General features: G+C 64.9%; 21 protein-coding genes. 15 read left to right on the top strand and 6 right to left on the bottom strand.

The genetic code is table 11. The annotated features are described in order from the left end of the window. The first annotated feature begins 61 nt into the window (after positions 1–61). The 6 genes from adh to BST27_RS22435 are packed head-to-tail and all read left to right on the top strand — an operon-like array spanning position 62 to position 4,658. Positions 62–1,585: an aldehyde dehydrogenase gene (gene adh / locus BST27_RS22460; RefSeq protein WP_069421552.1), complete on the top strand. Its 1,524-nt coding sequence runs from the start codon at positions 62–64 to the stop codon at positions 1,583–1,585. Next, complete coding sequence (locus tag BST27_RS22455) at positions 1,585–2,058, top strand: DUF779 domain-containing protein (RefSeq protein WP_069421533.1); 474 nt, start codon at positions 1,585–1,587, stop codon at positions 2,056–2,058. Before adh ends, BST27_RS22455 begins: the two co-directional genes overlap by 1 nt. A gap of 19 nt (positions 2,059–2,077) precedes the next feature. Beyond that, complete coding sequence (locus BST27_RS22450; protein WP_197518186.1) at positions 2,078–2,356, top strand: putative holin; 279 nt, start codon at positions 2,078–2,080, stop codon at positions 2,354–2,356. Further along, positions 2,349–2,948, top strand: coding sequence for a hypothetical protein (locus BST27_RS22445; RefSeq protein ID WP_069421531.1), 600 nt, complete (start codon positions 2,349–2,351; stop codon positions 2,946–2,948). Before BST27_RS22450 ends, BST27_RS22445 begins: the two co-directional genes overlap by 8 nt. A 10-nt stretch (positions 2,949–2,958) precedes the next feature. Beyond that, positions 2,959–4,353 (top strand): dihydrolipoyl dehydrogenase, encoded by a 1,395-nt coding sequence (gene lpdA, locus BST27_RS22440; protein WP_069421551.1) that lies wholly within the window; start codon positions 2,959–2,961, stop codon positions 4,351–4,353. Between the two features lie 2 nt (positions 4,354–4,355). Beyond that, positions 4,356–4,658: a hypothetical protein gene (locus BST27_RS22435; RefSeq protein WP_069421530.1), complete on the top strand. Its 303-nt coding sequence runs from the start codon at positions 4,356–4,358 to the stop codon at positions 4,656–4,658. 3 nt (positions 4,659–4,661) lie between these two features. On the opposite strand, the gene BST27_RS22430 is transcribed toward BST27_RS22435, so the two are convergent. Together BST27_RS22430 and ramB are read right to left on the bottom strand one after the other, a co-directional pair. After that, complete coding sequence (locus BST27_RS22430) at positions 4,662–5,234, bottom strand: carboxymuconolactone decarboxylase family protein (RefSeq protein WP_139805306.1); 573 nt, start codon at positions 5,232–5,234, stop codon at positions 4,662–4,664. Then, positions 5,228–6,649: an acetate metabolism transcriptional regulator RamB gene (ramB, locus tag BST27_RS22425; protein WP_069421528.1), complete on the bottom strand. Its 1,422-nt coding sequence runs from the start codon at positions 6,647–6,649 to the stop codon at positions 5,228–5,230. Before ramB ends, BST27_RS22430 begins: the two co-directional genes overlap by 7 nt. 160 nt (positions 6,650–6,809) lie before the next feature. Here ramB and BST27_RS22420 point away from each other — a divergent pair, with 160 nt between their 5' ends. From BST27_RS22420 to BST27_RS22410, 3 genes are all read left to right on the top strand, one after another. Further along, positions 6,810–7,604 (top strand): acyl-[acyl-carrier-protein] thioesterase, encoded by a 795-nt coding sequence (locus tag BST27_RS22420; RefSeq protein ID WP_069421550.1) that lies wholly within the window; start codon positions 6,810–6,812, stop codon positions 7,602–7,604. A gap of 284 nt (positions 7,605–7,888) precedes the next feature. Next, positions 7,889–9,175, top strand: coding sequence for an isocitrate lyase (aceA, locus tag BST27_RS22415; RefSeq protein ID WP_069421527.1), 1,287 nt, complete (start codon positions 7,889–7,891; stop codon positions 9,173–9,175). 90 nt (positions 9,176–9,265) lie between these two features. Continuing rightward, positions 9,266–10,120 carry a 3-hydroxybutyryl-CoA dehydrogenase gene (locus BST27_RS22410; RefSeq protein WP_079220043.1) on the top strand — a complete coding sequence of 285 codons (855 nt, stop codon included), beginning with the start codon at positions 9,266–9,268 and terminating at the stop codon, positions 10,118–10,120. A gap of 12 nt (positions 10,121–10,132) precedes the next feature. On the opposite strand, the gene BST27_RS22405 is transcribed toward BST27_RS22410, so the two are convergent. The 3 genes from BST27_RS22405 to BST27_RS22395 form a co-directional block, all read right to left on the bottom strand. Further along, a complete protein-coding gene (locus BST27_RS22405) occupies positions 10,133–10,996 on the bottom strand; it encodes a cyclopropane mycolic acid synthase family methyltransferase (RefSeq protein ID WP_069421548.1) in 864 nt (287 codons plus the stop codon). Positions 10,997–11,132: 136 nt separating this feature from the next. Further along, positions 11,133–12,143, bottom strand: a complete 1,011-nt coding sequence (locus tag BST27_RS22400) for a prenyltransferase (RefSeq protein WP_069421526.1) — start codon at positions 12,141–12,143, stop codon at positions 11,133–11,135. 9 nt (positions 12,144–12,152) lie between these two features. Then, positions 12,153–12,830, bottom strand: a complete 678-nt coding sequence (locus BST27_RS22395) for a TetR/AcrR family transcriptional regulator (protein ID WP_069421525.1) — start codon at positions 12,828–12,830, stop codon at positions 12,153–12,155. A 167-nt stretch (positions 12,831–12,997) separates the two neighbouring features. Between BST27_RS22395 and BST27_RS22390 the strand changes: the two genes are divergently transcribed. From BST27_RS22390 to deoC, 6 genes are all read left to right on the top strand, one after another. Then, positions 12,998–14,389, top strand: coding sequence for a DUF445 domain-containing protein (locus BST27_RS22390; protein WP_372515520.1), 1,392 nt, complete (start codon positions 12,998–13,000; stop codon positions 14,387–14,389). Between the two features lie 89 nt (positions 14,390–14,478). Further along, the gene (locus BST27_RS22385) at positions 14,479–14,922 is read left to right on the top strand and encodes a helix-turn-helix domain-containing protein (protein WP_069421523.1); all 444 of its coding nucleotides are present in this window, start codon (positions 14,479–14,481) and stop codon (positions 14,920–14,922) included. A gap of 376 nt (positions 14,923–15,298) precedes the next feature. Further along, the gene (locus BST27_RS22380) at positions 15,299–15,952 is read left to right on the top strand and encodes a heparin-binding hemagglutinin (RefSeq protein WP_069421522.1); all 654 of its coding nucleotides are present in this window, start codon (positions 15,299–15,301) and stop codon (positions 15,950–15,952) included. 104 nt (positions 15,953–16,056) lie between these two features. Beyond that, the gene (locus BST27_RS22375; protein ID WP_079220300.1) at positions 16,057–16,332 is read left to right on the top strand and encodes a DUF2516 family protein; all 276 of its coding nucleotides are present in this window, start codon (positions 16,057–16,059) and stop codon (positions 16,330–16,332) included. Between the two features lie 3 nt (positions 16,333–16,335). Then, positions 16,336–16,749, top strand: coding sequence for a DUF2599 domain-containing protein (locus BST27_RS22370; RefSeq protein ID WP_069421521.1), 414 nt, complete (start codon positions 16,336–16,338; stop codon positions 16,747–16,749). Continuing rightward, on the top strand, positions 16,749–17,438 hold the full coding sequence (deoC, locus tag BST27_RS22365; RefSeq protein WP_069421520.1) for a deoxyribose-phosphate aldolase: 690 nt from the start codon (positions 16,749–16,751) through the stop codon (positions 17,436–17,438). Before BST27_RS22370 ends, deoC begins: the two co-directional genes overlap by 1 nt. A gap of 14 nt (positions 17,439–17,452) precedes the next feature. Here the strand turns inward: deoC and BST27_RS22360 are convergent. Next, positions 17,453–17,888: LmeA family phospholipid-binding protein (locus tag BST27_RS22360; RefSeq protein ID WP_139805302.1), on the bottom strand; the 436-nt coding region annotated here is incomplete at its 5' end.

Genomic DNA, 17,888 nt, shown 5'->3' with positions numbered 1-17,888 from the left:
GCCATTCTGGCCCCGGCGGTAATGTGAGTTGTATTACATGAAGGAAAAAGGAGCCGAGCACATGCCTGTCTTTGCCCGTCCGGGTGCCGCCGGATCGCTTATGTCATATGAATCCCGGTACGGAAACTTCATCGGGGGCGAGTGGGTCGCGCCGGCCAAGGGCCGCTACTTCGAGAACACCACACCGGTCACCGGCCAGCCGTACTGCGAAATCCCCCGCTCGGACGAAACCGACATCGAGAAGGCCCTCGACGCGGCGCACGCCGCGGCGCCCGCGTGGGGCAAGACCTCACCGGCCGAACGGGCCGCGATCCTGAACAAGATCGCCGACCGCATCGACGAGAACACTGCCGCGCTGGCGGTGGCCGAAGTGTGGGACAACGGCAAACCGATCCGAGAGGCGCTGGCCGCCGACATCCCGCTCGCGGCCGACCATTTCCGTTATTTCGCCGCCGCGATCCGCGCCCAGGAAGGCTCGTTGTCGCAGATCGACGAGGACACCGTCGCCTACCACTTCCACGAGCCGCTCGGGGTGGTCGGGCAGATCATCCCGTGGAACTTCCCGATCCTGATGGGCGCTTGGAAGTTGGCGCCGGCGCTGGCCGCCGGCAACGCGGTGGTGCTCAAGCCGGCCGAGCAGACTCCGGCCTCGATCCTGTACCTGCTCTCGTTGATCGGTGACCTGTTGCCGCCCGGCGTGCTGAACGTCGTCAACGGCTTCGGCGTCGAGGCCGGCAAACCGCTGGCCTCGAGCAACCGGATCGCCAAGGTCGCGTTCACCGGCGAGACCACCACCGGGCGCCTGATCATGCAGTACGCCTCGCAGAACCTGATCCCGGTCACGTTGGAACTCGGCGGCAAGAGCCCCAACATCTTCTTCTCCGACGTGATGGCCGCCAACGACAACTTCCAGGACAAGGCGCTGGAGGGCTTCACCCTGTTCGCCCTCAACCAGGGCGAGGTGTGCACCTGCCCGTCGCGCAGCCTGATCCAGTCCGACATTCATGACGAGTTCCTGGAACTGGCGGCGATTCGCACCAAGGCGGTCCGGCAGGGCGACCCGCTGGACTCCGAAACGATGCTGGGTTCTCAGGCCTCCAACGACCAGCTGGAAAAGATCTTGTCCTACATCGAGATTGGCAAAGGTGAAGGCGCGAAGATCATCACCGGCGGCGAGCGCGCGGACTTGGGCGGCGACCTGTCCGGCGGGTTCTACATGCAGCCGACGATCTTCACCGGCCACAACAAGATGCGGATCTTCCAGGAGGAGATTTTCGGGCCTGTCGTCGCGGTGACGCCGTTCAACGACTACGCCGACGCGTTGGAGATCGCCAACGACACCCTATACGGCCTGGGTGCGGGCGTGTGGAGCCGTGACGGCAACACCGCTTACCGGGCCGGCCGCGACATCAAGGCCGGCCGGGTGTGGGTCAACTGCTACCACGTGTATCCCACGCACGCGGCGTTCGGCGGCTACAAGCAGTCCGGCTTCGGCCGGGAGGGCCACAAGATGGCGCTCCAGCACTACCAGCAGACGAAGAACCTGATGGTGTCCTACTCGGACAAGGCGCTCGGCTTCTTCTGATGATCCCCGGTGCGCTCATCACCGCCGATGCCGCGGCGCTGCTGACCCGGCTCCAAGACCGGCACGGTCCGGTGATGTTCCACCAGTCCGGCGGCTGCTGCGACGGGTCGTCGCCGATGTGTTATCCACTCGGAGACTTCCTGGTCGGCGATCGCGATGTGTTGTTGAGCGTGCTCGATGTCGGGCCGGACGGCGTTCCCGTGTGGATTTCGGGTCCGCAGTACGAGACGTGGAAGCACACCCAGCTGATCATCGACGTGGTGCCTGGGCGAGGTGGCGGGTTCAGCCTGGAGGCTCCGGAGGGTATGCGGTTCCTCAGCCGCGGCCGGGTCTACACCGACGAGGAGAAGGCGCAACTGCAGGCCGTCCCGGTGATCACCGGAGCGGACTACGAACGCGGTGAGCGGCCGTCGATAAGAGGTCATGTTGTGACCGGTGACGCGCCGGAAATGTGCCCGATCCCTGAGGCGTGACTCAGTAAGGTCGTACAGCGTGATTCCCCTTCCGCGGCCGCGGTTGTTGACCAGCGCCATGCTGGTCGGGATTGCGGTCGGACAGTTGGCCGGCGTGGCCATGAGCTTGCTGGTGCACGCTCGGATGCGGCCGGACGTCGTGATTGCGCTGGTGGTGGGCATTCCCACGGTGATCGGGCTGGCGGCGATCCTGCTCTCCGGGCGGCGCTGGGTGACCATGCTGGGTGCGTTCGTCCTCGCTTTGGCGCCGGGCTGGTTGGGGGTGCTCGTCGCGGTTCAGGTGGTTTCTCATGGCTGACAATGGCATTCGACACGCGGACGAGAAAGAGAGCGACACCAGCCCGGGGACCGCTCCGTTCGTGCCGGACTTCGACGACGACACGGGTTCGCAACCGATCTCCGGACTGGCCGAACCCGCACCCGACAAGCCCGCCAAACCGGACGAGAAGCCCGACGAACAATCCGTCGAGAAATCCGCGGCGGCTGAAGGCGCCGCAGCCGACGACGACAAGTCCGACGTGCCGGTGGCCGAGGTTCCCGCGGCGCCGGTCAGCGTGCCGGGCCGGTACCAGTATGTGAAGTGGTGGAAGCTGCTGCTGGTGATCTTCGCCGCGTGGGTACCTGCGGCGCTGATCGGGCTGGGCCTGTTCTACTGGTGGTTCAACACGCTCGACAAGACGGCGCCGGTGTTCGTCGTGCTGGTCTATATCGTCGCGTGCTGGGTCGGTGCCACGCTGCTGTCGATGGTGTCGGGCAGGCCGCTGCTGACCGCGTTGTCGTTGGGGGTGCTCACGGGGCCGTTCGCCTCGGTCGCCGCCGCCGCGCCGCTGTACGGGTCTTACTATTGCGAGCACGTGGCCCGCTGTTTAATCGGCGTGCTTCCTTACTAGGGTAGTGCGCGTGACCCACTATGACGTCGTCGTTCTCGGAGCAGGTCCCGGCGGGTATGTGGCGGCGATTCGTGCCGCGCAGCTCGGTCTGAACACCGCAATCGTGGAGCCGAAATACTGGGGTGGAGTTTGCCTCAACGTCGGCTGCATTCCGTCGAAGGCGTTGCTGCGCAACGCCGAACTCGCCCACATCTTCACCAAGGAAGCCAAGGTATTCGGCATCAGCGGTGAAGCCACCTTCGACTATGGCGTCGCATTCGACCGCAGCCGCAAGGTGGCGGAGGGTCGGGTGGCCGGTGTGCACTTCCTGATGAAGAAGAACAAGATCACCGAGATCCACGGCTACGGCAAGTTCACCAACGCCAACACGTTGTCGGTCGATCTGAACGAGGGCGGAACGCAAGAGGTCACGTTCGACAACGCCATCATCGCCACCGGCAGCAGCACCCGGTTGGTGCCCGGCACGTCGCTGTCGGAGAACGTGGTCACCTACGAAAAGCTGATCCTGACCCGGGAGCTGCCCAAGTCGATCGTCATCGCCGGAGCGGGCGCCATCGGCATGGAGTTCGGCTACGTGCTGAAGAACTACGGCGTCGACGTCACCATCGTGGAGTTCCTGCCGCGGGCGTTGCCCAACGAAGATGCCGACGCCTCCAAAGAGATCGAGAAGCAGTTCAAGAAACTCGGCGTCAAGATCCTCACCGGGACCAAGGTCGAGTCGATCACCGACAACGGATCGGATGTCACCGTCGCCGTCAGCAAGGACGGCAAGTCCGACCAACTCAAGGCCGAAAAGGTGTTGCAGGCCATCGGGTTTGCGCCCAACGTCGAGGGCTATGGCCTGGACAAGGCCGGTGTCGCGCTGACCGATCGCAAGGCGATCGGCATCACCGACTACATGCAGACCAGCGTTCCGCACATCTACGCGATCGGCGATGTCACCGGCAAGCTGCAGCTTGCCCACGTGGCGGAGGCGCAGGGCGTGGTGGCGGCCGAAACCATCGCGGGCGCAGAGACTTTGGCGCTCGGCGACTACCGCATGATGCCGCGCGCGACGTTCTGCCAGCCCAACGTCGCCAGTTTCGGGCTCACCGAAGAGCAGGCTCGCGACGAGGGCTACGACGTGGTGGTGGCCAAGTTCCCGTTCACCGCCAACGCCAAGGCGCACGGTGTGGGCGACGCCAGCGGTTTCGTCAAGCTGATCGCCGACGCCAAGTACGGCGAACTCATCGGCGGTCATTTGGTCGGTCACGACGTGGCGGAACTGTTGCCGGAACTTACGCTGGCCCAGAAGTGGGACCTGACGGCGAATGAACTGGCGCGCAACGTGCACACCCACCCGACCATGTCCGAGGCGCTGCAGGAGTGCTTCCACGGCCTCATCGGCCACATGATCAACTTCTGAGCATGCCGACTCGGGCACCCCAGACGGCCGGAAGTACCGCCGCCAAGGTCGTCGGCGCGATCGGCGGTTTGACCGCCGGCTACTCGCTGTGGCTGATCGCGATCACCGTCGCGGACGACTTCACCATGGTGGGCACGTGGAGCGTGCTGGTGCTGTTGCTGTCCGGGGCGCTGGCCGTCGGTGCGGTTTTCGTGGGTCTGCTGATGCGCTGGCGGCGCAAGTATGGGTGGTCGACGTTCGCATTCGCGCTGCCGATTCCACCCGTCGCGCTCTCGCTGGCGTTACTCGCCGAACTGCACCTGTAACCGCTAACGGGGATTGTCCAGCGGGATCTGCAATGCGGTGATGGTAGCGGCCAGCGAGTCGTAATGGGTTGCCAGCATGCAGAATTCGATCAACCGGGGACGGTTGAGGTGCGTCGCCAACTGCTGCCAGGTGTTCGGGGTGATCGACCGGTCTTTGATCAATTCGTCGGTGGCGGTCAGCAGCGCCTGCTGGCGTGCGCTCAAGACTTTTCGTGGGCCGTCGGTTTCCGGTGCATCCGGCCAGGCGAAGATCGCCGCCTGAGTCTGCCCATCTAGGCCCGCCTTCCGGGCCATCTTTCGATGGTGCTGCAACTCGTATTCGCAGGAGCGCAGGTGTCCCACCCGCAGGATCACCAACTCGGTGTCAATCTTTGGCAGCCGCCCCCGCAACAGCCGTCCGCCATAGAGGAGCCAAGTCCAGAAAAGGGACTGCCGGTAGCCGAGCGTGGTGAACAGATGCATCTCCGGCGCGCGGACCGTGCGCGCGCCCAGCTTGGCCAACACCCAGTTGACCGGACCCAGTTGGCGGAATTTGCCCGACGGGATTCGGGCCACCTCGGACGAGCCGCTCACGATTGCTTCACCAGATAAGGGGAGACGGTGCTGCGGTGTTCGTCGAGATCGAGGGCGCGGCCCAGCGCCGGGAAGGCGCGCTGCGGACAGTTGTCGCGCTCGCAGACCCGGCAACCCGCTCCGATCGGCGTCGCTGCGAGGTTCTCGCCGGACAAGTCGAGTCCTTCCGAATAGACGAGCCGGTGGGCGTGCCGGAGTTCGCAGCCCAACCCGATCGCAAAGGTTTTACCGGGCTGACCATACCGGGCAGCGCGCCGTTCGACAGTGCGAGCCACCCACATGTAATTGCGGCCGTCGGGCATCTGGGCGATCTGCACCAGGATCTTGCCGGGGTTGGCGAACGTCTCGTAGACGTTCCACAGCGGGCAGGTGCCGCCACTGGAGGAGAAGTGAAATCCGGTGGCCGACTGACGTTTTGACATGTTTCCGGCCCGGTCGACCCGGATGAAGGAGAACGGGACACCGCGCATCGACGGCCGCTGCAGGGTGGAAAGCCGGTGCGCGATCGTCTCGTAGCTGACCGAATAGAACGCCGACAGGCGCTCGACGTCGTAGCGGAAATTCTCGGCCACATCATGGAACTGGCGATAGGGCAGCACCGCGGCCGCCGCGAAGTAGTTGGCCAGGCCGAGGCGGGCCAGCTTGACCGATTCCTCGCTGGTGAACTTTCCCTCGGCCACCATGCTGTCGATCAGGTCACCGAATTCGAGGTAGGCCAGCTCGGCGGCCATCTTGAAGACCTGCTGACCCAGGGACAGGTGGTTGCTGATTTCCAGCGTCTTGGTGGCGGGGTCGTACCGGTGCAGGACGGTGTCGCCCAGGTCGATGCGCCGGTTGATCCGGACGCCGTGCACCTCGATGAGCCGGCGCGGCAACTCGCGGGCCAGGTCGCCGTGATGCATCCGCGTCTGGGTCGTCAGGTTCTCGGCGGCGGTGTCGAGCTCATGCAGGTAGTTCTGGCGTTGGTAGAAGTAGTCCCGCACCTCCTCATGCGGCATGGTGATCGACCCGGTGCCGCTGCCGTCGGAATACCGCTCCTCGGTGGCCGCGGCCAGCTGGGCGGTGGTGATGCGGTAGCGACGGTGCAGGTTCACCATCGCCCGGGCCATGCTCGGATGGGCGCTGACCAGCTCGGCGATCTCGTGCGGCTCGACGGCTATGTCCAGGTCGCGGTCCATGGTCACCTCCCGGAGCTCCGCGACCAGCCGGGTGTCGTCCTGGGAGGCGAAAAAGGTGGCGTCCACCCCGAACAGTTCGGTGATGCGCAGCAGCACGGCCACCGTCAGCGGTCGGACGTCATGCTCGATCTGGTTGAGGTAACTCGGCGAGATCTCCAACATCTGCGCCAGCGCGGCCTGGCTGAATCCACGCTCGTTGCGCAGTTGGCGAACCCGCGAACCAACGTACGTTTTGGCCATTTCGCCAGCGTACGCGGGTTTGCGAAGGATGGGTTAGCAGACTTGGCAGGGTCCCGTGGCCGGGCCGGTGGTTGGTAATCCGGCGACGTCGTTGGCATGATTCGCTTCGGAGGTCCCGGAAGAAGCCTGGGGTACGTAGGAGGAAATGGGGAGTAGCACCGTGAGCCTGGACAAAGTGTTGATGCCCGTGCCCGACGGTCACCCCGACGTCTTCGATCGCGAATGGCCACTGCGGGTCGCCGACATCGACCGAACGGGCCGGCTGCGGCTGGACGCCGCATGCAGACACATCCAGGACATCGGCCAGGACCAACTGCGCGAGATGGGTTTCGAGGAGACCCATCCGTTCTGGATCGTGCGCCGGACCATGGTGGACCTCATCCGGCCGATCGAGTTCGGGGACATGCTGCGCTGTCGGCGCTGGTGTTCGGGCACCTCGAACCGGTGGTGTGAGATGCGGGTCCGCGTCGACGGTCGCAAGGGCGGCCTCATCGAGTCCGAAGCCTTCTGGATCCACGTCAGCAAGGAAACCGAGATGCCGGCCCGCATCGCGGACGACTTCCTGGCCGGCCTGCACAAGACGACCTCGGTGAACCGACTGCGTTGGAAGGGATATCTGAAACCGGGCAGCCGGGACGACGCGACGGAAATCCACGAGTTCCCGGTTCGGGTGACCGACATCGACCTGTTCGACCACATGAACAACTCCGTGTATTGGAGTGTGATCGAGGACTACCTGGCGTCCCACCCCGAGCTGCTGGGCGGCCCGCTGCGGGTGACCATCGAGCACGAGGCGCCGGTGGCGCTCGGCGACAAGTTGGAGATCATTTCCCACGTTCACCCGGCCGGTTCGACCGACAAATTCGGTCCCGGACTCGTCGACCGGACTGTTACAACGCTCACATATGCGGTCGGCGACGAGACGAAAGCGGTCGCCGCGCTGTTCGCTCTCTAACCGGACAAGCGTTACGTTAAATCCCGCGCTGACCTGCGAATTTTGGTTACTGGCAAGTAGCTTCTGAAACGGTTCAGTAAATTTGCAACTTCGCAAACTTCGCAAAATGACCACAAGTCATAGCCGAAATTCGCAAGTTAAAGGGGTGGACCTGCAGGAATCGGGTATGCCATGGTCGTGTTAGCACGTTAGTGAAGTTGAGTCCCTAGCTTCCATTTGGCTGGCTGTCCTGGTCGCCGGGGCCGTCAACTATCCGTCTGAGAATGATCGTTAGGAGCAGTCCGATGTCTGTCGTTGGCACCCCGAAGAGCGCTGAGCAGATCCAGCACGATTGGGACCACAACCCCCGCTGGAAGGGCGTTACCCGCACCTACACCCCCCAGGACGTCGTCGCCCTGCAAGGCCACGTCGTCGAGGAGCACACCCTGGCCCGCCGCGGCGCCGAGGTGCTGTGGGAGCAGCTGCACGAAATGGACTTCGTCAACGCGCTGGGCGCGCTGACCGGCAACATGGCCGTCCAGCAGGTCCGCGCCGGCCTGAAGGCCATCTACCTGTCGGGTTGGCAGGTCGCCGGCGACGCCAACCTGTCCGGCCACACCTACCCCGACCAGAGCCTGTACCCGGCGAACTCGGTGCCGGCCGTGGTCCGTCGCATCAACAACGCCCTGCTCCGCGCCGACGAGATCGCCAAGGTGGAGGGTGACCGCTCGGTGCAGAACTGGCTCGCGCCGATCGTCGCCGACGGTGAGGCCGGCTTCGGTGGTGCGCTCAACGTCTACGAGCTGCAGAAGGCCATGATCGCCGCCGGTGTCGCCGGCTCGCACTGGGAGGACCAGCTGGCCTCGGAGAAGAAGTGCGGCCACCTGGGCGGCAAGGTGCTGATCCCGACCCAGCAGCACATCCGCACGCTGACCTCCGCCCGCCTCGCGGCCGACGTCGCGGACGTCCCGACGGTCGTCATCGCGCGTACCGACGCCGAGGCCGCCACGCTCATCACCTCCGACGTCGACGAGCGGGACCGTCCGTTCATCACCGGCGAGCGCACCAACGAGGGCTTCTACCGCGTCAAGAACGGACTCGAGCCCTGCATCGCGCGTGCCAAGGCTTACGCGCCGTACGCCGACCTGATCTGGATGGAGACCGGTACTCCCGACCTCGAGCTGGCCAAGCGGTTCGCCGAGGGCGTCAAGAGCGAGTTCCCCGACCAGATGCTGGCGTACAACTGCTCGCCGTCGTTCAACTGGAAGAAGCACCTGGACGACGCCACCATCGCGAAGTTCCAGAAGGAGCTGGGTGCGATGGGCTTCAAGTTCCAGTTCATCACGCTGGCCGGCTTCCACGCCCTCAACTACTCGATGTTCGATCTGGCCCACGGCTACGCCCGCAACCAGATGAGCGCCTACGTCGAGTTGCAGGAGCGCGAGTTCGCCGCCGAGAAGCGCGGCTACACCGCCACCAAGCACCAGCGCGAGGTCGGTGCCGGCTACTTCGACCGGATCGCCACCACGGTGGACCCGACGTCGTCGACCACGGCGTTGGCCGGTTCGACCGAAGAGGGCCAGTTCCACTGAGTTAGTCTGCCGAGCAGACGCAAAAGCACCCTTTTGTGCCGCAAAAGTGGTGCTTTTGCGTCTGTTCGCGCGTATTAGGAGGAGTGCAGAGTGGCTATTGAGCGGGTTGGCGTCGTGGGTGCCGGGCAGATGGGATCCGGGATCGCCGAAGTCTCGGTGCGTGCCGGCGTTGCGGTGACGGTGTTCGAGACCACCGAAGCGTTAGTCACCGCGGGCCGCAACCGCCTGGTGAAGTCGCTCGAGCGTGGCGTCAGTGCGGGCAAGGTCACCGAGCGTGAGCGCGACCGCGCGCTGAGTCAGCTCACCTTCACCACCGACCTGAACGACATGGCCGACCGGCAACTGGTGATCGAGGCCGTCGTCGAGGACGAATCCGTCAAGCGCGAGATCTTCGCCGAACTGGACCGCGTCGTCACCGACCCGGACGCCGTACTGGCGTCGAACACCTCGAGCATCCCGATCATGAAGATCGCCGCGGCCACCAAGAACCCGCAGCGGGTGCTGGGTTTGCACTTCTTCAACCCGGTTCCGGTGCTGCCGCTGGTCGAGCTGGTGAGCACGCTGGTCACCGACGAGGCCGCGGCCGCCCGTACGGAGGAATTTGCCAGCACGGTGCTGGGCAAACAGGTGGTGCGCTGCTCCGACCGATCCGGATTCGTGGTGAATGCCCTCCTGGTGCCCTACTTGTTGTCGGCGATCCGGATGGTCGAATCCGGGTTCGCGACCGTGGAAGACGTGGACAAGGCCGTCGTCGCCGGCCTGTCGCACCCGATGGGACCGCTACGGCTGTCGGACCTCGTGGGTCTGGACACGCTGAAGCTGATCGCGGACAAGCTCTACGACGAGTTCAAGGAGCCGCACTACGGCCCGCCGCCGCTGTTGCTGCGCATGGTGGAGGCCGGGCGGCTGGGCAAGAAATCCGGCCGGGGTTTCTACACGTACTGAGTCGCTGGCCGGTTATTTCTGCAGCGTGAACTGGTGGACGTCGGTGTAACCCTGGCGGAATAGCTTCGCGCAGCCCGTCAGGTACTTCATGTAGCGGTCGTAGACCTTCTCCGACTGGATTGCTACCGCCTCGTCCTTCTTGGCTTGCAGGGCCGCTGCCCACGTCTCCAGCGTCCGCGCATAGTGCGACTGCAGCGACTGGATTCGCTCCAGCTTGAAACCCGACTCACCACCATGCTCTTCGACCAACTGGATCGTCGGCAGCCACCCGCCGGGAAAGATCTCGGCCAGGATGAACTGGCTGAAATGCACTACCTCGTGGGTCAGCGGCAGGCCCTTCGCCCTGGCCTCCTTGAAAGTGGGGCGGGTGATGGTGTGCAGCATCATCGTGCCGTCGGACGGCAGCACGTCGCTGGCCATCTTGAAGAAGCGCGCATAGCGCTGCCGGCCGAAGTGCTCGAAGGCGCCGATCGAGACGATGCGATCGACGGGCTCGTGGAACTTCTCCCAGCCTTCCAGCAGCACTCGCCGGGAGCGCGGGGTCTCCATGTTGTCGAATTCGCGCTGGACGTGAGCGGCCTGGTTCTCGGACAGGGTCAGACCGATGACGTTGACGTCGTACTTCTCGATGGCGCGTCGCATTGTGGCGCCCCAGCCGCAACCGATGTCCAACAGCGTCATGCCCGCCTCAAGGTTCAGCTTGCTCAAGGACAGGTCGACCTTGGCGAGCTGGGCCTCTTGCAGCGTCATGTCGTCGCGCTCGAAGTATGCGCAGCTGTACGTCTGGCTGGCGTCTAGGAACAGGCGGAAGAAGTCGTCGGACAGGTCGTAGTGGGCCTGGACGTTCCCGAAATGTGGGGTGAGCTGCACTGACATGGCGATGAGCGCCTTTCTGGTTTCGCGGGAATCCCCGCGGCGCACCCTGGCTTCGACCCGATGCACTTCCAAGCATGCTAGCCGCAGAACTTGACACCGCAGCCGCGATTTTGTGCGGTTTGGCCGTGCGGGCCGCTCACAAGACGCGCGTGACGGCGCCTATCGCGAGGCCCACCACCAGCAGGGCGCCGGCCTGACGCACGTGGACCCAGGCCAACGCGGCGTACCACAGCGGCCACACCGGAAAGTCCGGCGGTGGCTGGTCAGGCCGCTGCCGGCGGAAATATGGCCAGACTTTGGCCAACCGCGGCAACGCCAGCACAACCAGGAGCGCCGGCCACGGCATCGCTCCCAGCGCCACGGAAACGGCGACCAGCACGTAGAACCCGACCATCATGGCCAAAGTCACAAGTCTGGCCCGCCGCTCGCCCAGCAGGACCGGCAGCGTCCGAACGCCCAGCGGTTCGTCGTACGGAATCTTGTCGATGTGCTTGCCCATCAACACCGTCGTGCACAGCAGGCCGTACGGAAGCGACGCGAGCACCACGTCCCAACCGACCGAACCCACGGCGGAGTAGTACGTGCCGCACACCATCAGCGGACCCCACACGACGAAAACGTCGGGCTCGCCGAGGCCGCGTTTCTTCAGCCGAAGTGGCGGTGCCGTGTAGGCGACGCTGAGCGCGAACCCGCTGAGCGCGAACGCCACCACGGGCCAGCCCCGAGCCCAGGTGAGTGCGATCAAGATCGCCAGGTCGGCGAGGTTCACCGCCAGGATCGTCAGGCCCAGCTTGCGCCGGCTGATCAGGCCGGACAGCACCGGGTGCGGGGCGTATAGAGCGCGCGGGTAGGTGGCGCTGTCGGTACCCACCTGGGTGTCGTAGAGGTCGTTCATCAGGTTGTTCGACACATGGGCCAGGGTGATGCCGACGACGGCCAAGACCAGCCAGCGCCAGTCCAGGCCCGGTTGGCCGACGGCGAGGAGCGCGGCGACCAGGCCGGAAACCAGGGTCATCGGTAGCACTGCCGCGCGGGTGACGACGAGCCACCGCGTGACGAAGTCGACCGGCCCGTCCGGCGGCGGGTTGGTGGTGCGCAGTGCGTAGGCCCACGACCTCAGCCGCGAGGCCGCGCTAACGTCCGGCATCCTTCGAGCTTATGCCCGCTTCCAGGCGGGCACGACCGGCGATGGATGCGGTTGCTCGCGGAACTTGTCCAGTGACCCGCCCGCCTCGACGATTCCCCACAAGGCGTTCCAGCTGAGCATGGTCAGGTAGTCGATGAGCTCATCGCGGCTCATCCGCGGGTCCGACATCCACGAGTGCGTGGCCAGTTGGACCCCACCGACGATCAGGTACGACCACGGCTCGACCCCGCCGGTGTCCATCCCGGCCTCTTGCATGCGGCGGCGCAGCATCACCGCGAGCATGCGGGCGATGATGCGTTCGGAGTCGGCGATCACCTTGCTCTTGCTGGCTGAGCTGTTCGCCATGACGAACCGGTACGGCTCGGGTTCGTCGGCCACGGTGTCGACGTACACGCGGATGATCTCGCGGGTCAGGTCGAAACCGTCCAGGTCGGATGACAGCGCCTTGGCCATGTTCGGAATCAACGTGGTCTGGGTGAACCGCATCATGACCGCGGTGGTCAGGTCGTTCTTGTCGACGAAGTACCGGTAGAGCACGGTCTTGGAGACCCCGATCTCGGCTGCGATCTCATCCATGCTCAGGAATCGGCCCTGTCGGCGGATCGCATCGATGGTGCCGTCCACCAACTCATTGCGCCGCTCCACCTTGTGCTGGTGCCAGCGACGCTTGCGCCCATCCGATTTCATTGCCACGGCCGGGATATGCTCCGCCTCTTTCGTCCCATCTTCACAACACTGGACGCATCGATACTACGGCGTAGGGTGCCAACCCGACGGATCCGCAATATGTAGGAAGGCTCCCCGACCAGTGTGGGTAACACTAACTGGTGCGAGTAATAGCGGATGATGGTGTCGTGGCACACAGAGCCTTGCCGGCCAGGGGAGCGTCCGGTTCGTCGGGTCGCAGGCCGGACGGGCGCAAACCGGACGGTCATGGGCCGGTAGCGCCGAACACGCCCCACAAGTCCTTCGCCGAGTCGTTCGCGGGAGCGGATCCGGCCGCCGACGCCGAGCGGCGAAGCGCTTTGCGCCGGATGAAGGTGGTGGCGCTGAGCTTCCTGGTCGGCGCCAGCCTGGTGTTTCTGCTGTGCCGCTGGCTGCAGGTGGACGGCACCGCACCGCTGTGGGTCGGCTACGTCGCCGCGGCCGCCGAAGCGGGCATGGTGGGTGCGCTGGCGGACTGGTTCGCCGTGACCGCGCTGTTCAAGCACCCGCTGGGCATTCCGATTCCGCACACCGCGATCATCAAGCGCAAGAAAGACCAGCTCGGCGAGGGTCTGGGCACATTCGTGCGGGAGAACTTCCTGTCCGCCGACGTCGTGGAGGGCAAGCTGCGCGACGCCGAGGTGCCGGGCCGGCTGGGCAAGTGGTTGTGCGAGCCCGTGCATGCCCAGCGCGTCGCCAGCGAGACCGCGACCGTGCTGCGAGTACTCGTGGAGCTGCTCAGGGACGAGGACGTGCAGCAGGTCATCGACAAGATGATCGTTCGCCGCATCGCGGAACCCCAGTGGGGCCCGCCGATCGGGCGGGTGCTGCACACGTTGTTGGCCGAAAACCGCCAAGAGGCGCTCATTCAGTTGCTGGCCGACCGGGCGTTTCAGTGGTCGCTGAATGCCGGAGTCGTGATCCAGCGCGTGGTCGAGCGTGATTCTCCGACGTGGTCCCCGAAATTTATCGACCACCTGGTGGGCGATCGCATACACCGCGAATTGATGGACTTCACCGACAAGGTGCGTCGCAATCCCGACCACGAGTTGCGCCGGTCGGCGACGCGTTTCTTGTTCGAATTCGCCGACGACCTACAGAATGATGCGGCCACAATTGCACGTGCGGACGCCGTCAAAGAACAGTTGATGGCGCGCGACGAGATCGCCAATGCGGCCGCGACGGCCTGGAAGACCCTTAAGCGGTTGGTGCTCGAAGGTGTTGACGATCCGTCAAGTGCGCTGCGTACCCGGATTACCGACGCTGTGATTCAAATCGGCGAGTCGCTGCGCGACGATGCCGAGCTGCGCGACAAGGTCGAAAACTGGATGGTGCGAGGCGTTCAACACCTGGTTTCGCAATATGGGGTGGAGATCACAGCGATCATCACCGAGACGATTGAGCGCTGGGATGCGGAGGAAGCCAGTCGCCGAATTGAGCTCCATGTGGGCCGTGACCTGCAGTTTATCCGGATCAACGGCACCGTGGTGGGTTCCTTGGCCGGCCTGGCGATCTACGCCATCGCCCAGTTGCTGTTCTAGCGGGTGCTAGCAAAGTGCTTGCAATAGCAAGCACCTGTGCGTAGCCTATGGGGCATAACGAACCATCCACACCGCTAGGAGTGTTCTCAATGTCGCCGTCGGAGGAGAAGCTGGAGGAGAAGTTGGGCGCCACGGTGTCCGCTGTTTCCACCGTGTCCTCCAAGAAGGCGTCCGATATCGGTAGCTTCATCAGGGCACAGCGCGAAACGGCGCAAGTCTCCATGCGGCAGCTCGCCGCGCGCTCCGGGGTCAGCAACCCGTATTTGAGTCAGGTTGAGCGGGGGCTGCGTAAGCCGTCCGCCGACGTCCTGGCCCAAATCGCAAAGGCGCTGCGGGTTTCCGCGGAGGTTCTCTACGTGCGAGCTGGAATTCTCGAGCCCAGCGAAACCAATCAGGTGCGCGACGCGATCATTACCGACACCGCGATCACGGAGCGTCAGAAGCAGGTTTTGCTGGACATATACGCCTCGTTCACCCAGCAGAACGAGGCCGCTCGGGAGGACTGTCCGAGCGACTCGACACCGGACGAGTAACGCGTCTATCCACCTAACTGAACAACTGAATCGGAGACCCGACATGCAAATGGTGTTCTGCGAGCCGGCGTCGGGCTACCCGTAAAGAGGAGTCTGCCCTCAGGTCACGTGCTGGCCCTATTGGGCAAGCGACCGGTAGCGTAATCGACTTATTGCGAAGGAGACAATTTGCCCGAATGTAGTAGGAGCCAACGCGTGGCGCCATAGGCGCCTATCCCGAATACGAATTCGACCCGACGAATCAGGAGGTTTTCGGCGAGCTGCGTGTCATGTCAATCCGCGGGTCTTGACTACCCCTCACCGGGGGCGACGGCTTGCCACGACTTCCCCATAAATGATCCCCCATGGCTAGAACTCAAAACGAAAGGAAATAACAATGGCTGAAAACACGAACATCGAAGACCTGAAAGCTCCGTTGCTTGCTGCGCTCGGCGCGGCCGACCTCGCTCTGGCCACTGTCAACGACCTGCTGGCCACCCTCCGCGAGCGTGCCGAGGAGACTCGCACCAACATTCGCGAGCGTGCCGAGGAGACCCGCACCGACACCCGGTCTCGTGTGGAGGAGACCCGCGAGCGCCTGAGCAAGTTGCAGGAAGACCTGCCGGAGCAGGTTGCCGAGCTGCGTGAGCGCTTCACCACCGAAGAGCTGCGCAAGGCTGCCGAGGGCTACCTGGAGGCCGCTACCAGCCGCTACAACGAGCTGGTCGAGCGCGGCGAGGCCGCCCTGGAGCGGATCCGTAGCCAGTCGGCGTTCGAGGACGCTTCGGCCCGCGCCGAGGGCTACGTGGACCAGGCCGTCGAGCTGACCCAGGAGGCGCTGGGCACCGTCGCCTCGCAGACCCGCGCGGTCGGTGAGCGGGCCGCGAAGCTGGTGGGCATCGAGCTCCCTAAGAAGGAAGCTGAGGCCAAGAAAGCCGCTCCGGCCAAGAAGGCTGCGCCGGCCAAGAAGGCTGCTCCGGCCAAGGCTGCCGCCCCGGCCAAGAAGGCTCCGGCCAAGAAGGCCGCGGCCAAGAAGGTCACCCAGAAGTAATTCGGGCCGCGAGGCGCGAACAAATCACGACTCGACTCCGAGTCGCCCACGTGTCGGGCGGCTCGGAGTCGACGTTTTCCGGGGTGCCCGCATAGTCTGGTCGGGTGAACGAGATCGCGTTTAACGTCATAAGGGTCGCGCAATTCGCCGTTCTGATCATGGCGGTCTACGCGTTTGTGCATGCCGCGCTGCAGCGGCCGGATGCCTACACCGCCGCCGACAAGCTGACCAAGCCGGTGTGGTTGATCATCCTGGGGGGCGCGTCCATCTCGGCTCTCCTGTTGAGCGTTCTCGGAATAGTGATTGCGGCGTGCGCGGCCGGTGTCTATCTGGTGGACGTCCGGCCGAAGCTGCTCGAAATTCAGGGCAAGTCCCGTTAACGGATGAAAGCAATGGTGGCTGGGCCGGCCGCGGTGCTGGTCGCCCTGCTCGGTGCCCCGGCGGCGCTCGCCGAACCCGATGCGGGGGTGTCGGTGTCTCCGCCCTACGTCGACCACACCGAGTGGGCGCAGTGGGGAGGCGCGACCAGCCTGCGGGTTTATCCCACCCCCGCCGGGCGGATGGCGTCTCGCCAACCCGGCATCACCGCCGACCAGGCCTGGGCCGAAGTGCTGGCGCTGACGCCCGACGCCGACACCCCCGGGATGCGGGCCCAGTTCGTCTGCCACTGGCATCTCGCCGAAATCGGCTATCCGGGTAAGACCAGTTGGAACCTCGAGCCGTGGCGGCCGGTCGTCGGCGATGCCCAGATGCTGGCGTCGGGGTGCAACCCCGGCGGGGCCGAGGAACCCTTCTAGTGGCCGAAACCCCGGCGCGTCCGACCCGGGAGCAATTGGCGGCCTTGGTCGACCACACCCTGCTCAAACCCGAGTCCACCGAGGCCGACGTGATCGCCCTGGTAGCCGAGGCCGCCGAGCTGAACGTTTACGCGATTTGCGTCTCGCCGTCGATGGTCGCGGTAGCGGTGGACGCCGGGGCGGCACGCGTCGCCGCGGTGGCCGGCTTTCCGTCGGGCAAGCACCTCTCCGCGATCAAGGCACACGAGGCCGAACTTGCCGTCGCCGCGGGCGCAACCGAAATCGACATGGTCATCGATGTCGGGGCGGCGCTGGCCGGCGATCTCGACGCGGTGCGGGCCGACATCGCGGCGGTGCGGGCCGCCACGAGCGGGGCGGTGCTCAAGGTGATCGTGGAGTCGGCGGTGCTGCTGGGCCAGGGCAACGAGGACCTGCTGGTGCAAGCGTGTCGCGCCGCCGAGGATGCGGGCGCCGACTTTGTGAAGACCTCGACCGGGTTTCATCCCGCCGGCGGCGCAAGCGTGCGTGCCGTCGAGTTGATGAACGCGACCGTCGGTGGACGCCTGGGGGTCAAGGCCAGCGGCGGCATCCGTACCGCCGCTGCCGCGATCGCGATGCTGGACGCCGGGGCCACCCGATTGGGCCTGTCCGGCACCCGGGCGGTGCTCGACGGGCTCAGCTCAACCTGACGCGCTCTGCCCGGTCAGAGATCGGCGAAGCAGGGGTGCGTGTTGTCGGCGGGGATGGTGGCGTTGCGGCTGGAGAAGTGGGCCTCCACGCCGTCCGACGTGACTTTCACACTGTCTGCCTTGATGCCCAACGGGTAGTTCTTCGTCAGCTTGCTGGTGTAGTCGTCCAGCGTTGACTGCACCGTCTCCTTGGGCAGCGAGAAGCCCAGGGTGTTGAAACTGACGATCTGGAGCTCGAGGCCCCCGTCGACCACGGTCGGCTTGGTGACGATGTCGTCCAACATGCCCTTCAGTTCGACGGTGCCGTCGCTGGGGTGCGTCGTCACGCTGCTGGTGACGAACGAGCCCAGCAACGGAATCGCGTTCTGCACAGTCTGTTTGATGCCTTCAGACGTCCACGTGATGGTCGCATCGAGTGAGCCGATGGTGCCCTTGGAGTCGCCGCTGTCC

Origin of the sequence: Mycobacterium intermedium, assembly GCF_002086275.1 — a bacterium.
Taxonomy (GTDB): Bacteria; Actinomycetota; Actinomycetes; order Mycobacteriales; family Mycobacteriaceae; genus Mycobacterium; species Mycobacterium intermedium.
This window is presented reverse-complemented; position numbering and strand designations above follow the sequence as displayed.